This is a genomic window from Chitinophaga sp. HK235, from assembly GCF_018255755.1.
In the GTDB taxonomy this organism is placed as follows: Bacteria; Bacteroidota; Bacteroidia; order Chitinophagales; family Chitinophagaceae; genus Chitinophaga.
Window position 1 is genome coordinate 8,212,614 of sequence record NZ_CP073766.1, and the last position, 16,062, is coordinate 8,228,675.

Annotated in this window: 11 protein-coding genes; 9 read left to right on the plus strand and 2 right to left on the minus strand. The window is 44.5% G+C overall.

What is annotated here, in order from left to right; translation table 11 throughout:
• Positions 1-49 precede the first annotated feature (49 nt).
• Positions 50-619 (minus strand): RNA polymerase sigma-70 factor, encoded by a 570-nt coding sequence (locus tag KD145_RS31745; protein WP_212003800.1) that lies wholly within the window; start codon positions 617-619, stop codon positions 50-52.
• 179 nt (positions 620-798) lie between these two features.
• Here KD145_RS31745 and KD145_RS31750 point away from each other — a divergent pair, with 179 nt between their 5' ends.
• The 7 genes from KD145_RS31750 (at position 799) to KD145_RS31780 (ending at position 13,266) form a co-directional block, all read left to right on the plus strand.
• Complete coding sequence (locus KD145_RS31750; RefSeq protein WP_212003801.1) at positions 799-1,494, plus strand: DUF2461 domain-containing protein; 696 nt, start codon at positions 799-801, stop codon at positions 1,492-1,494.
• Between the two features lie 10 nt (positions 1,495-1,504).
• The gene (locus tag KD145_RS31755; protein ID WP_212003802.1) at positions 1,505-1,945 is read left to right on the plus strand and encodes a PaaI family thioesterase; all 441 of its coding nucleotides are present in this window, start codon (positions 1,505-1,507) and stop codon (positions 1,943-1,945) included.
• A gap of 3 nt (positions 1,946-1,948) precedes the next feature.
• The gene (locus KD145_RS31760; protein WP_212003803.1) at positions 1,949-2,446 is read left to right on the plus strand and encodes a DinB family protein; all 498 of its coding nucleotides are present in this window, start codon (positions 1,949-1,951) and stop codon (positions 2,444-2,446) included.
• A gap of 289 nt (positions 2,447-2,735) precedes the next feature.
• Positions 2,736-6,398, plus strand: a complete 3,663-nt coding sequence (locus KD145_RS31765; protein WP_212003804.1) for a hypothetical protein — start codon at positions 2,736-2,738, stop codon at positions 6,396-6,398.
• Positions 6,399-6,452: 54 nt separating this feature from the next.
• Positions 6,453-10,874 (plus strand): DUF6443 domain-containing protein, encoded by a 4,422-nt coding sequence (locus tag KD145_RS31770; RefSeq protein WP_212003805.1) that lies wholly within the window; start codon positions 6,453-6,455, stop codon positions 10,872-10,874.
• Positions 10,875-10,893: 19 nt separating this feature from the next.
• Positions 10,894-11,622 (plus strand): toxin-antitoxin system YwqK family antitoxin, encoded by a 729-nt coding sequence (locus KD145_RS31775; RefSeq protein WP_212003806.1) that lies wholly within the window; start codon positions 10,894-10,896, stop codon positions 11,620-11,622.
• A gap of 96 nt (positions 11,623-11,718) precedes the next feature.
• On the plus strand, positions 11,719-13,266 hold the full coding sequence (locus tag KD145_RS31780; protein ID WP_212003807.1) for an IS1182 family transposase: 1,548 nt from the start codon (positions 11,719-11,721) through the stop codon (positions 13,264-13,266).
• Between the two features lie 128 nt (positions 13,267-13,394).
• Here the strand turns inward: KD145_RS31780 and KD145_RS31785 are convergent, their stop codons facing one another.
• A complete protein-coding gene (locus KD145_RS31785; RefSeq protein WP_212003808.1) occupies positions 13,395-14,183 on the minus strand; it encodes an APH(3') family aminoglycoside O-phosphotransferase in 789 nt (262 codons plus the stop codon).
• Positions 14,184-14,301: 118 nt separating this feature from the next.
• Here KD145_RS31785 and KD145_RS31790 point away from each other — a divergent pair, with 118 nt between their 5' ends.
• Together KD145_RS31790 and KD145_RS31795 are read left to right on the plus strand one after the other, a co-directional pair.
• Complete coding sequence (locus KD145_RS31790) at positions 14,302-14,850, plus strand: RNA polymerase sigma factor (protein WP_212003809.1); 549 nt, start codon at positions 14,302-14,304, stop codon at positions 14,848-14,850.
• Between the two features lie 81 nt (positions 14,851-14,931).
• Positions 14,932-15,894 (plus strand): FecR family protein, encoded by a 963-nt coding sequence (locus KD145_RS31795; RefSeq protein ID WP_212003810.1) that lies wholly within the window; start codon positions 14,932-14,934, stop codon positions 15,892-15,894.
• The last annotated feature ends 168 nt before the right edge of the window (positions 15,895-16,062 follow it).

The window sequence follows — 16,062 nt, forward strand, 5'->3', positions numbered from 1 at the left end:
ATTAAGGGACATCAAAAAGGGGTACCCCCCAAACGAAGAGAAAAAAAATTTAGAAAAAAAGGAGGGTGAGCATTTTTTTGCCCAGGTCTGATTTTAATTTTTTGAGGGCGATGGTGATCTGGTTCTCCACCGTTTTTTCGGAGATGCCCAAACGGGCGGCGATTTCCTTATTGCTGAAATGCTGCATCCTGCTGAGCTGGAAGATCTCCCGGGCCCGTTCGGGCAGGGTGGCAGTAAATTCGTTGATCACCTTCCGTAATGCTTTCACATCGATATCATCATCAATGAGTGTGAAGGTGTGATGGGTGATATTGGTAGAGAGGATGGTGGCACGCCGTTGTGAGGTTTGTATGGTCCTGGCCAGCCGGTACCGTACGGCAGCCATCAGATAGCCTTTCAGCGTGGTGATGTCCAGTTGTTCCCTGTTCTCCCATATCCATACAAATATTTCCTGGATCACATCACTGCATTCTTCTTCATCATTCAGAATATTGTAGGCATAACGGAAAAGCAACCCGAAATAGCGGGCATAAACCTCGTTAAAGGCAGGTTCCTGTCCTTCCTTCAGTAAAAGAAGTAATTCGGCGTCACTGAGTGCTTTATAATCCCACATATTCATAAAGTCAGCCAATAAAGCAAATCCAGCACGTATTTGAAGAATGATTGGCCTGGCAGGTCAAATTTGGGTTTTTTTTGTGAATAGTGCAAGAATTTATGGAGACTTCACTATTGGTAAAACTGTAACCCTACAATTGGTATATTTGCCTGCACCAATTTCATCCTTGAAAAATTAACGCAATGGCAAAAAACACCAGGGGAGGGGCTCTTATCCATCAGTCGGGTTTTGACTTCCTGAATGCCTTAAAAAAGAATAATAACAGAGAATGGTTCAATGCTCATAAAGACACCTATGTTCATGAGTTGAAACAAGTGGAGGAATTCGCTGATGCTTTGCTGGCAGACCTTTCTTCCCATGATGTGATTGAAACGCCTTCCGGAAAACAAAGCCTCTTCAGAATATACCGCGATACCCGGTTTTCTTCAGATAAAACACCTTATAAAACACACTGGAGCGGCGGCTTTAAAAGAGCTACCCAATACCGCCGGGGAGGATACTACTTTCAGATAGAACCCGGCAACACCTTTATCGGAGGCGGCTTCTGGGGACCTGTAACCGATGATCTCAAAAAAATCCGCGAAGACATTGCCTTTGACCCGGCCCCATTGCGGAAGATCATCAACAGTAAATCGTTTGTAAATACCTTCGGCTCTTTAGAGGGAGAACAGCTGAAGAAAGTGCCCCGCGGTTATGATGCACAACATGAGGGGGCAGATCTCCTGCGCTATAAGCAGTTTTTGCTGATCAGACGCTTTTCCGATGAAGAAGTGCTGAGTGAACAATTCAGGAAAGAGGCAGGTAAAACTTTCGCAGCCATGCGCCCTTTCTTTGATTATATGAGTGAAGTGTTGTCTACTGATTCCAACGGCCTGTAATTTAATTCCTATGCATACGATAGAACCACTGAAACCGGAAATAGAACAAAGGGTAAGAGACAGCTTTGGCCGGCAGAAGATGATGGCCCTGTATGGCGCCACCATCACCGGTATTGGCAAAGGATTTTTTGAAATCAGCATGCCGCCCAGTGATATCCTCCTGCGGCCTTCCGGTATTTTTCACGGCAGTGCCATCGCCGGTGTGACCGATGTGGTGGCTGGTTACAGTGCCGCCACCGTACCGGTAGAAGATCCTTACTTTGTAACCGTTGAATTCAAAATCAATTTTCTCAATCAGGCCCAAGGTGACCTGCTGGTAGGTCAGGGTAAAGTAGTAAAGGCCGGTGCCACCCTGACCGTCGTTCAAACAGATGTATACACCCGCACCGGAGACCGCGAAACCCACGTGGCCACCGCGCTGGTGACAATGATGAGAATTAATAAACGTTAACCAATGGAAATAACCACCATCAGTACATTTCTGCCCTATTACGACAAAATCAGGGAGCGTACCAAAAGATTGCTGGCCGTAGTGCCACCCGATTCGCTGGACTGGGCCTATATGCCCGGCAAATTCACCATCGGTGATGAAATACGGCATATCGCCACCATCGAAAGATATATGTTTGCCGAAACAATAGCCGGCCGGCTTAGCATCTACAACGGCTGCGGTAAAGACCTGGCAGACGGCTACGGCCCTGTCATGGAATATTTTGACCGCCTGCATGAAGAGTCGATGGCTATCTTCCGCGCACTCAGCGATGAAGACCTGCAACGTAAATGTACCACTCCCGGCAACGCTACCATGCCCGTCTGGAAATGGATGCGGGCCATGGTGGAACATGAAATCCATCACCGGGCGCAGTTATATATTTACCTCAATATGATCGGTGTGAAAACACCGCCTATGTTCGGGCTGACAGCGGAAGAAGTGGCAGCGTATAGTAAGTAAAGTCAGGAGAGACAAGTCTGCTATAACAATAGGGATTTAATGTTATGGATAACATAACATTAAATCCCTATTGTTCCATAATAAACCCTATGTTCATGTAGCCATTAGTTGGATGAAGACTCATTAAGGGATAACGTTACCGACTATACTAAACTACATCATGACAGTATAACTTAATCATCCACTGCGTTTTGGTTGGGTTAAAAAAAGGGGGTACTTTGCGCTCCCAAAAGATAGTACATGCTATTTTTTGTGAAAATCTAGAAGTTATATTTTAAAGAACCATGCTATGTCAGCCGCTGCAAACCTATATGCAGACCGGCCTTCTCTTGCTATGAAAAGAATATTTGGAGTACTGCTGCATTGCTGTATATTGTTTGGAAACTTATCTGTTTGGGCCCAGGGACAACGACCTTCGTTGAAGGAACCTGTGAATGTGATTCCTTCCTCTCCGGAAGCTTCAGCACTGGGACGTTATGGAGACTGGCCGGTGAGCTTACATACCGGTACCACCAATGTGAATGTTCCGTTCTACACTATTTCACAACGCGATCTGTCACTGCCGGTACAGTTGTCGTATCATGCTTCCGGTATTAAAGTCGAGGATGTGGCCTCCTGGGTAGGAACGGGCTGGGCGCTGGAAGCCGGCGGAATGATTACCCGTACCGTACAAGGTATCCCCGATGATGAGATGAATGGATATATGAGAACAAGAACTGAACTGGATAATCTGCCGAAAGTATTTGATGCCAGACAGCCGAAAGACTATCAGATTCTGAGCAATGCCAGTCAAACAGGTACAACACCCTATGACACGGAGCCGGATTGGTACTTCTTTAACTTCGCCGGGAAGTCAGGTAAGTTCTTTGTGGATAAAGACGGGTCTATGAAATCCATGCCGGTCAGCAATCTGAAAGTGATCCACTACCCTGGTTTTTATGGGGGGGATATCAATGAGCGTTATTGGGAAATTGTAGATGACAACGGTGTTACCTATTTCCTGGGGCTGAATGGGGCCTGGGAGCGAACTGCCTATCAGGATGATGATAAAATGGTGCGTAGATCTGCTGTGAATGGCTGGTATCTGAATAAAATTATATCCCCCAACAAACAGGACAGCATTGTCTTTACCTATGAAGACAAAAGTGAGTATTACGATGTAAAAGGTACGCAAGCGCTGGTCCTGCCGGAAAATGTTCCGGATAATTTTCTCACAATAACAATGCTGGAAAATGCCGGATTCGGCTATTATGGTACTGCCTCCCGGGGAGCTGCAACAAATGCTGTCAGTGGTAAAACAAAACTCAGAACAATTACCTGGAAAGACGGTAGAATCGATTTCCACGCGGATACAAGGAGAAAGGATATTTCAGGTGTATTGCTGGATAGTATTGTTGTGCGCAACAATCAACAGGATATCATAAAAAAATATGAGTTTAAGTATGATAACAACTACAACAGGCCTTACCTGTTGAGTATTGTGCAACACCCGTCGCCGGATGTTACCCAGGATTATTATTCGTTTGAGTATGACAAATTTTCAATGCCTGACCGGTTCTCTGACGCACAGGATAAATGGGGATACTATAATGGAGCCACGAGCAATACCAATCTGATAGAGAATCATCCGGCGATGAGTAAATATAAAAATCCATTTTCGCTGGCGAAGGCAGATAGAGTTGCTTCTTACGGGGCAACTGCCGGAAGCCTGACCAGGATAAAATACCCGACTGGTGGATATACTACTTTTGATTATGAGGTAAACCGTTATGACCGCACAGCCGAGCCGCCGAAAGAGATACCGGGTTATACCGGGCCTGGAGCTTTTTCCAGCGGAGTGTCATTTATAGCCTCGGATACTCGCCACGTTGAGCATACTATTAACTCCAGGGATCGGGTGGAAGGAAAATGCAGACTCACCATAAGTGTAAGCAACTACATGAGGGGCGTGGAACCAGAAGATGCCTGGCTTCCCAGGTTTATCATCTATTCAATAAAGGACGATGGAACAGAAAGTGTTTTCTATGAATGGAATGCCCATGATCATAAATTGATCAGCAACCCAACGTATAACAGCGATGGCACGGAAAATCTCAGCTATAATTCGGAAGGGTATTTTCCAAGTTTTCCCGATGGAAAAATAAAATTTGTACTCGAGATTGTCTGTCTCAGAAGATTTGGTGGGGGGTGTCCCGTATTTCCAAGGATGCCGCAGATTTCGGCTACTTATGAATACATGAAGTACTATCCGCCAACCACCGAATCTCAGGCACAATACAATACCGCTGGTGGTATCAGAATAAAGGAAATGACCACCTTCAGTCATGATAATAAAGTAGTTGCCAGGAAGCAGTACAGCTATACGAAACCAGCCCTGGTGGATAATAAAACGCAGGAAGTGTCATCCGGAGTCTTGATCAGTACCCCCAATAACTATTCCATCAGCAGAAGGGCATTGTCCTGTGGGCCTCTGTTTGATGCAGATGGAAAGCAGGCATGTAGCTTTTCCCAGGTAAGAGTAGGTACGTTTAGTTCTACGCCTGTTACAGTATTGGGCGTAACTGGCAGCGGCGGATATGTGGGGTATGAAAAAGTGACGGAAAAAGTATGGGACAACGGGAACAATACCGGAAAAACAGATTATTATTTCAGTAAAGCAGAGAATGGGTACAACAATCCTAATATACATGACAGTTACACTAATTTTGTGATAGGTGGATGGGGACTTCAATTTCCGCTAATAGATCGTGGTTATGCAAGAGGCTTGCTTTTGCAGAAAGATATTTTTGCCATCACACCAACAGGCCAGGAAAAGCTGGTAGAGCAGGAGGTGAATCAATACAATCTTAATGACAACCCGAATGATGATAACCTGGTCACATCCAGATATCTCAGGGTAGTGCGTTTGGGAGACTCTCTGAAAACGTGTTGTATAATGACATATACCGACGCCGACAGAATAGCCGGCAGGGTATATGAATTCGGATATAGCTATTACAACGTTCTTTCTCCATGGGTAACACTGGCAAGCAAAACACTGATGAAAGATGGAGTAACCACTACCACAAAATATTCCTATAATGCTTCCAATCAGATGATTTCAAGGGAGGAATGGGCCAATAGCAGAAACGAGACGGCTTTTACCGATCTGAAGTACCCCATCAATAAAGTGTGGACTGGTCAGGACCCTAAGGGCATCTATCAGAAAATGATCGACCGGAATATCATCTTGCCTGTGATAGAAGAAGAAAATGTAGTCAACGGAATACAAAGGAGCAAAACAACTGTAAGCTATAAGGACTGGTATAATAACGGTTTTATTATAAAGCCGGATACTGTTTTTACTTCCAATCTGGGTAAGCCAATGTATCCTGCTGTTATCTATAAGTCCTATGATCCTTTGGGTAATATCAGGGCCATGAGTGCCGGCAGCAACTTTACCTCTTCTTTCGTATGGGGCTATGGCGATGCTTACCCGGTAATGAAGGCGGATAATGCAGAAGCCAGTGAAATATACTATGAAGGATTTGAGAATAGTGCATTGCCGGGAGTGGCCACAGATGTATCTCATCAGGGGAATAAGTCTTTCAGGGGCACTTTGTCTGTTAATTTTATAAGACCTGATAACAAGGAATACCTGCTCTCATACTGGAAGTATAGTGGTGGCAGCTGGCAAAAAGTTATTCAGACACTAACAAGCGATAACCCGACGCTGAGTACAGGCGAGCCTATTGATGATATTACCATATATCCTAAAGGGGCCGCACTGAGTACCTACAGTTACCTTCCACTGGTAGGTATAACGTCAGAGAACTCTCCTGTTAATATTCTCAGAAAATACTCCTATGATAAATTGGGCAGATTGCAGATTGTACGCGATGCAGACAACAGAATACTGAAAATGCTTTGCTATAATTACTATGGGCAGTCCACCGATTGTCTGGCGAAGTAGCCCGGTATAATAGCAAACCCTTATTCGACTAACATTTGTAGCATACTATACAATATGAAATTCAGAAAGTCAGTTAAGCTGATAATAAAACTGGTTATCCCTATACTTAGTGTTTGTGAGGTCGCTTTCGGTCAGAATATGCCTGTAGCAACTGACAAACAGCCGGTTGTTACCCCGCAGTCGCCGGAACGTGCTTATGACAGCACACTCCGGAACTATATCTGTAGCTGGGAACCTTCCATGCCTCTGATAAATCCTGCAGACGTAACAAATGCAGGACGTACCGCAGGAGAAGTAAAATTAACCACCCAATATTTTGATGCTGTCGGCCGTCCGCTGCAAACGGTCAACAAGCAGATGAGCGCCAGCGGAAAAGATATTGTATCGATGTTTGTATATGATAACATCGGGCGTGAAAGGATTAAATATCTGCCTTTTGTACCGCAAAAGGGCAATACCAGTGATGGTAAATTCAAATTGGACCCATTCAGCGAACAACAGGCCTTTTATCAGAATGAGACACTGAATCCGGGAGCAGCAGGTGAAACCATTTATTACAGTGAGATTGATTTTGAAGCATCACCCCTGAACCGTGTATTAAAGACCTATAGTCCTGGTAATAGCTGGGCCAAAAGAGGAGCTAATCACCCGACTACGCAGGACTATGATGCCAATACCGCGGAAGATGCCATCCGTGTCTGGAAGATGGCGGATGATCAGGCTATACCGGTTAGTCCTGGTACTTACGAAGCCGGACAGCTTTATAAGAATATTGCTTACGATGAACAAGGGCAGACAACTATTACTTTTACCGATAAAGACAGGCGTCTGATACTGAAGAAAGTTCAGTTGGGTAATGATTGGCTCAGCACTTATTATGTTTATGATGACTCCGGTAATCTGAGATTTGTGATACCCCCGCTGGCAGCACAGGCAGTTAATGGAAACTGGAACCTCGCACCTGTGGCAGCTGAGCTTTGTTTTCAGTACCAGTATGATGAGCGCAACCGGATGATTGTGAAAAAGGTACCAGGCGCTGCTCCTATAGAAATGGTATACGATATCCGGGATCGGCTGGTGCTCACACGTGACGGAAATATGAAGAGCAAAAGTCAATGGCTTATGTCTTTTTACGATGGTCTGAATCGTGTAGTGGAAACAGCTTTGTACACAGCTGATACAAATACCTATACGAGGCCCGTGCTGCAGCAGAAGATGAATACCTCCACGGGTACGGGTAATATACAATATGATTTCCCGGGTATAGCTCACCTTACGGTTAAGGTAAATGACCGGAAGCTCTATGAAGCCAGAGAGAGCATCAGTATAGAACCGGGCTTTGACTCTGGTAATGGAGATGGGCTTGATTTCCGTATTAATCCATCCTTGACAAATGGAAGTATTTATCTGCCAGTTACCAATCCTTTACCTAGCATACCATCAGCATCTTTAACCCCACTGACTTTCACCTATTATGATCATTATTCCTATGATGGTCTGAAAGCAGCAGTGACAGAGGATTTCAGCAAACCACAGGCAGGGAGTAATCTTTACGCTCAACCCATTAGAACCACTTCTCTTGTTGAGGGAATGGTAACGGGAACGCGCATACGTGTTTTAGGCACAGATACCTGGCTTACTACTACCAATTATTACGATGATGACAACCGGCTGGTACAGACTATCAGTGATAATGTGAGCGGAGGACAGGATGTTGCTACCACCATGTACGATTTCAACGGAAAGGTGCTAAGTACCCATCTTCATCATCGGAATAAACAGAGTAGTACAACTCCTGAAACCAAAGTACTGACCATGATGCACTACGATCATGCAGGGCGACTGGATGAAATTACTAAGCGTCTTAATGATGATCCTGCGCTACAACGTACGATTGCCGCAAATACGTATGATGAACTGGGGCAGCTGAAAACGAAGAGGCTGGGTGTAACCGGTGCTTCCAGTCAATTGGAAACACTCGAATATGAGTATAATATCCGTGGTTGGCTGAAAGGTATCAACAGAAAGTTTGTTGCCGGCCAGGTTAACAGTAACTGGTTTGGTCAGGAGCTAAGCTATGATTATGGATTTACCGGCAAGCAATACAATGGCAATATCGCCGGAGCAAAATGGAAAAGTCGATCAGATGGAATTGCACGGGCATATGGTTATCAGTATGATCAGGCAAATCGTGTGACTGCAGCAGATTTTAATCAACTGGAGGGAAGCGCTTCCTGGACAAAATCCCAAATGGATTTCTCGGTAAGCAATCTGACCTATGATGCCAACGGAAACATCCTGTCTATGAGCCAGAAAGGAATGGAAGGGAGTGTTATCAAGCTTATTGACAGTTTGAAATATGGCTATCTTTCTAATAGTAACAAATTATCTTTTGTTACGGATAAACAAAATAACCCCTTTACTCAACTGGGTGATTTTCGTGAGAAACAAAATGATGAATCACCGGATTATCAGTATGATGTTAACGGTAATCAGATCCTTGATCAAAACAAACAGTTGGACATCCACTATAACCACCTGAATCTCCCCGACAGTATTGTCGTTACAGGAAAGGGATACATCACCTACACCTATGATGCTGTTGGGAAGAAATTAAGAAAGAAGGTGGTTGATCAAACCGGACCGGGGAAAGTTACCGTTACTGATTATACCGATGGATTTCAATATATGAATGATACGCTGCGTATTATCAGTCATGAAGAGGGACGTATCCGTACCATCATCAAACCGGGAGTACCGCTTGATTACAAATATGACTATTTCGTTAAAGACCACCTGGGTAATATACGCATGGTGCTCACTGAGCAGACAGATTTCACCATGTATGCCGCTACCATGGAGAATGGCCGTGCCGCTGTTGAGACTGCATTGTTCAGCAATGTAAATGAAACCCGGGTACCCAAACCGGCAGGCTATCCTAATGATGAGATGGATAGTAAGAATGCCGCTGTTGCGAAGTTAAATGCCACTCCCGGTGGAAATAAAATTGGGCCGTCACTGGTGTTGCGCGTGATGGCCGGAGATACTATTCAGGTAAATGCCCGCGCCTTTTATAAATCGCAGGCCCCCGCTACCCAAAACTCGCCACTCACTGCAGAAGATATGGTAGCCGGATTGGTACAGGCATTCAGTGGACAAACGGAACGTAGCGGTCAGCATGGTTTTGACGCAGGAAATAACGGAACGCCATTCAACACAAACTTCTATAACAATAATTACCAGCAGCTGAAAAAGAAGAATCCGGAACAGCCGCAAGGCAAACCTAAAGCGTATCTCAATTTTGTATTGTTCGATGATCAGTTTAAATTAGTAGAACAGAACAGTGGTGTCAAACAAGTGAGCGGGGAAGCTGATCAACTGCAAACCTTTGGTACAGACAAAATGCCAATAACGAAGAATGGCTTTCTGTACGTATATACCAGCAACGAATCACAGCAGGATGTGTTCTTTGATAATGTGGTGGTAACGCAGGCATCCGGCCCGGTGTTGGAGGAGACACATTATTATCCGTTTGGACTGACGATGGTGGGAATTAGTAGTAATGCGTTGAAGGGAGTAAATTATCCGGAGAATAGGTTGAAGTATAATGGGAAGGAATTGCAGAATAAAGAGTTTGGAGATGGGAGCGGGTTGGAATTGTATGATTATGGAGCCAGAATGCAGGATCCTCAGATCGGGCGTTGGTGGGTAATAGATCCATTAGCAGATAAAGCAAGGCGTTGGAGTCCTTATGCCTATGCATTCGATAATCCGATTAGATTCATCGATCCTGATGGTATGTTCCCTGGTGAAGGAGCTTGGCCATTGCCTGGTAAGGTAAATCCATGGGATGGGGTAGCGAATGCCGCCAAGGGCTATGCCCGGTATGTGGCTGCCAAAGCAGTCGGTGCTGTTATTGGTTATGCATTATGGACAGCTAGACAAAAAACGAAGGATGTCATAGAGAATACTTCAATAGAAGTGAAAGCAGAAGTTAAAGTCAAGATGGGAGCAAATCTTGCAGGACAGTCAGAGGGGACGGGATTGAATGTAAATTTCACTAGTGTTGATCTTATTTCATATAAAGGGAGCAAAGAATTTTCCCTGGTGAAAGAGAAGCCTGTTACTCAAGAAGTAAAGTATATGGGAAAAGATAATGCTTATGATCTTAGTGCTGGTGTTGGTGCTGAAATGGAAACCCCTGCGGGGCTTTCCGTGGGTGCCGCCTCCTCCTGGGAGGCTACAATCAAAAATGGAAAAGTTGACGAAAGCAAATCTACAATGGAAGGTAGTATTGGACGCGGTCTTTATGGAGCAAAGCTTGAAGCCAAAGGCGCTAGGGAAATTGCAACCAATAAGGATGGTACGACGAATGCAAAAATAGCCTCTATGGGCTTAAATTATAGTAAAGGAACATTTATTAATTTTTCAACTTCATTCGGTGTATCGCTTATTTATAAAAAGCCTGAAGAGTAGGCTATCAACTTTAAGTATTTTGTCAATACTGCTTGTTGCTTGTCATCAAGAGAACGTCATTCGTAAAAATTACTATCCCAATGGAAAGTTAAAAAGTAAAATACTATTAGAGGATGGAGAGTCTCATTATTATTCTTATTATGAAACGGAGAATATTGAAAGCGAAGGAGGGATAGATAAAAACCTGGAAAGACAGGGGGCCTGGAAGTACTTTAACCCGGATGGCTCGGTATCTTCTTTTGGAAAGTATAACGATAATCTAAAAGTAGGTGAATGGAAATACCAGCTTAAGGATACTGCGATTAGTATTCAGTGGGAAGCCTATGTAAACAGGCCTGTAAAAATCAACATTCCTAAAGGATGGCTGATTGTCGAAACTCTGGAAGCACCGAACCTGTTTAGTGCTGCGGATGATAGTGCACATTTGCATCTTGGAGTTAATATTTCCCGAACAGAGAAGACTCATGAATCCCTTGATAGTATTGTGGCGAGAGGAATTCAATTTTTTCAGGAACAATATCCTGCAAGTAAACAAGAAACAGCTGAGGCCATTATTAATAATGTAAAGGCAAGGAAAGTAATGTTAATTGCTAAGATGCCGGATGGTAAAGTAATGATATCGAACCGGTATTATCTGGTGGAAGGCAATTATGTCTACCTGCTTTCTCTCTTTTCACTTCAGCATGATATGTCTAAATACTATAATCAGATTGCTAAAGAGATCGCACTAAGTTTCCAGGTAATCTAAAATGTATCAGAAATAGAAGGGGGTGTCTCAAAAGACACTCCCTTCTTTTTTTTTGGGGGGGGAAATCTGCGGGGTAGCTTTTTCCGTTTTTATAGTATGCCCAAAGGAAAAACACTATCAGTAGTCTTTAAAGCCAATCAGCAGCACCAGGCTATGCTTTTCCCTCCCGAGATTGGGGATCTGATAGCCGAGAATCACCCAGTTCGTGTGGTGGATGACGTAATAGAAAAGATCGATATAACTTTATTGCTGAAGCGTTATAAAGCAGGAGGAACCAGCAGTTACCATCCCAGGATGTTATTGAAAGTCCTTATTTACGCTTATATAAATAACATTTACAGTAGCCGTAAAATAGAGGAGGCACTAGGCCAGAACATCCACTTTATGTGGCTTAGTGGTATGAGTAAACCCGATCATAATACGATCAACAGGTTCCGTGGTGAACGCTTGCAAAAGGTATTACAACCTATATTCACCCAGGTGGTATTGTTGTTATGCGAAGAAGGCTTACTGAACATAAAAGAACTGTACACTGACGGGACAAAGATAGAATCGCAGGCAAATCGCTACAGTTTTGTATGGAGCAATGGCATTAAGTACAGTAAAGAAAAAATAAAACAGCAGCTTAATGACTTGTGGAAATATGCACAATCAGTGGCAGCTTCAGAATTGGGTGATGATACGGACCCATCCGGATATGACAAAATCGACAGTGAAAAAGTCAGTAAAACAATAGCGGCCATCAATGACGCCCTCAAAGAAAAACCCATAGACAAGCGGATCAGACAAAAGCTGGGATATGCTCACCGTAACTGGCCTTCAGCGTTGGATAAGTATGAGCAACAGGAACAAATAATAGGCTCTAACCGCAATAGCTATAGCAAAACAGATCCCGCCGCTACCTTTATGCGTATGAAGGAAGATCATATGAAGAATGGTCAGCTTAAACCAGCTTATAATCTCCAGATAAGTACTAATAATCAATACATCGTCAATTACAGCCTTCATCAGCAGTCCACGGATACATCAACTTTAATCAGTCATCTCCTGCAGTATATACGGTTATATAAACGAGTGCCCGCCAATATTACAGCGGATGCAGGGTATGGCAGCGAACAGAACTATCAATGGCTGGAAAACAGGAGAATTACGGCTTATGTTAAGCATGCTTCCTTCGATCGCAACCAGCACCGGTCAACTAAAACCAGGGAAATGTTCAAGGCCCAAAACCTACCCTACAATGCTGAAAAGGACCACTATATCTGCCCTGCCGGCCAGCGAATGCGTAGAAAAAGTACGTTCCCAAAAACAACTAAAAACGGTTACAGGCAAACAATAACTACTTATCAAGCCAGAACATGCGAAGGATGTACATTACGGCAGATGTGTCATGATCAACAAACAAATCGCATCATAGAAGTAAATCATAATCTAAATCGTCTTAAGGCGCTGGCTGACAAACGATTAAAAGGAAGAAAAGGAATACAGAAGCGTAAACAACGTTGCCATGACGTGGAATCTGTCTTCGCAAATATTAAGCATAATCATGGCTTTAAAAGATTTATGCTAAAAGGGATGGATAAAGTGTCAATCGAAATGGGATTAATGGCTATGGCACACAATCTTAGAAAGAAAACAGCATAAAATCAGGTTAACCCTTCACTTCTAAAAATGGAAACTGGAGAATCATTATAACAACCGGAATTTATAAAAAAGAAGCCGTCTCTTGTTTTGAGACGGCCCCATCTATTTCTGATACATTTATCTAAGTCCTAAAACAACTCATCCAGCAATATATAATACTCAATCCTCTCCTTATCCGGTTGCATATTCAACATCTCAAAAAAGAGCGCGGCATAATCATCGCCACCAAAGTTGTGTTTTAGTGAACGAATGCATAGTGCTATATCCTGATAAACATCTGCAATACCGGCGCCGCCGATATCTATGAAACCACTTACCCGGCCTTGTTTCCCGAAAATATTGGGCAGGCAGTAGTCACCGTGGGTAAATGCAGGCGTATATGCAGCAGGCTGATGTGCGATGAGATAATCGAGCAGTGCCTGTGGTGTAGCGAAGCGATTATTGTTTTCCCAGTCGGAGGTGTCTACCAGCTGGTGTTGGATATTATAGGCAGCGGCCTGCAGCTTTTTATCCAGGTGGTGATGGAATGGGCAGTTGCCGGTAGGAACGGCAGACAGCAGTTTGATGCCATCAGCCAGCAGCTTAACGGTCAGCTCCGGATTGTCGAGGTAGGAGAGGGAACACAGCATTTCTCCTTCTATGGCGGCGGTCAGCAGGTATTCTGTTTGCTGATGGGAGCCGAAATAGAGGATGGGCGGCACCGGCAGTTTATCCTGCAGCCAGGTCATCACTTCATATTCCTGCAGCAATCCTTTTCCGGCGGGTTGTATTTTTAGATAGGAGGTGCTGCGGTCGCTGAAGTAGCGGTGTACGCTGGCGGTGGAGAGGCCGATATCGATCTGATCGCGTTGCATGCCGGCCAGCAGGTGGGCCAGATCGGCAGGGAGTGCGGATATATGGGTATTGTGATCGTTCATGTTTCCGTTCTATTGGCAATATAAAAATAGGGTATTATGCTGAGGTGGGGAATATTTTGCGCCTGCACTTGCATTTGTGAAATGCTTTTTTTTATTTTTATGCTTAAACCTTTTGTGTTTGAAGCAGTTGCCGGATACAGCGTTGCTGGAGCGTATGCAGGCATATAATGATAAGGCCGCTTTTGATGAACTGTACCGCCGATACTGGGAACAGCTTTATATGGCCGCATATGCCAGATTACAGCAGGATGCAGATGCCAAAGATTGTCTGCAGGAAGTTTTCGTTTCTTTATGGAATAAGCGCCGGGAGTTGCAGATCCAGGGCCCGCTGGGACCGTATCTGCATGTAGCGCTCAAATACCGTATCCTTAATCATCTCCGCAGTAATCATAATTACCAGAAACATCTGGACCTCTTTGCAGCCGTGCCTCCCGCCGTTTTTTCCCGGGCAGATGACCGCCTTGTGCTGGCAGAAATCCAGCAGATCATTCAGCAAACGATCAATGCCATGCCGGAGAAGATGCGCGAAATTTATATCCTGAGCCGGCAGGAACAACTAAGTGTCCGCGAAATGGCCGACCAGCTGGGCGTTTCCCAACAAACCGTGAAAAACCAGGTCAGTACTGCGCTGAAACGCCTGAAAGATGCCCTCGCGCGTTTCAAATAATCCTTCTCAAAAAATTTTTTTTTCAGCATCTGGTACCATCGCTTTTGAGCGGTGTCATAATAACAGAAAACGGTTAAAAACGTGCGCGATCAGGATAAAATAGCTCAGATCATCACACGGCTCGAAACCGGAACCTGTACTCCACAAGAACTGGAATGGCTGCATGAATGGTATCAATCCCGGGATATGCAGACTGGAGCGGTGTTCCGTGACGATGCCCATCGGCTGCAGCTGCAATCGGATATGTTACAACATATTCATGAACAGCTGGATGAAGTGCAGGTGCCTTCAACAGGCAGTGTGGTGCCTTTATATAAAAAATGGTGGACCGCAGCTGCTGTGCTGGTTCTGGTGGTGGCTACGGGGGCCTGGGCCTGGCACAGCTACCGGGAAACACATACCCTGCTGATAGCAGAGGTAGGGCCCGGCCAGCAGCAACAGATCGTGCTGTCAGACAGTTCCCGCGTATGGCTCAATGCCGGCGCCAGACTGAAATATCCAAAGGTCTTTGGTGATATCAGGACCGTGGAACTGGAAGGAGAAGGTTTTTTTGAGATACAACAGGATGCACATCGCCCGTTTGAAGTACATACACAGGAGCTGAATGTACAGGTGCTGGGGACTTCTTTTGATGTAAAAGCCTACAGCATGCTGGATGAAACACAGGTGACCGTGAAAACAGGCATGGTGAAAGTATTGCATCACCAGACCGGACTCGATGTACTAAGTGCCAATGATCAGCTGACCTACAGCCGTTCTGCGCAACAATATATGAAGTCGAAAGCTGACAACGACCAGATCAACGAATGGGCCAGCGGCATGATCAGCCTGTCACAGGCAGGGTTTGCGGAAGTTGCACTTACACTGGAAAACCAATATGGCGTACATATACGGTTTAATCCGGCAGAGATGAAGCAGTACGAATATACGCTGCGATGCAGCAAACACTTGTCCGTAAGCCAGGTATTGGATATCATCAGCAGTATACATCCTATACAATATGATATAAAGGATAATGAAATAACAGTTCACCGTAAAAACTAATATAGCATAAGGAGGATGCACCAACTATAACGCAGGGATGAAAACAGTGCCTTCATCCCCCGGGACGGTTATGTCCATCAGTAAAAGAAAAAACCGCGTCTGTTCCAGCAGACACGGTTAAGATCATACAAATGCTTGTATGCATTTAGTAAACACTAAAATCAACCA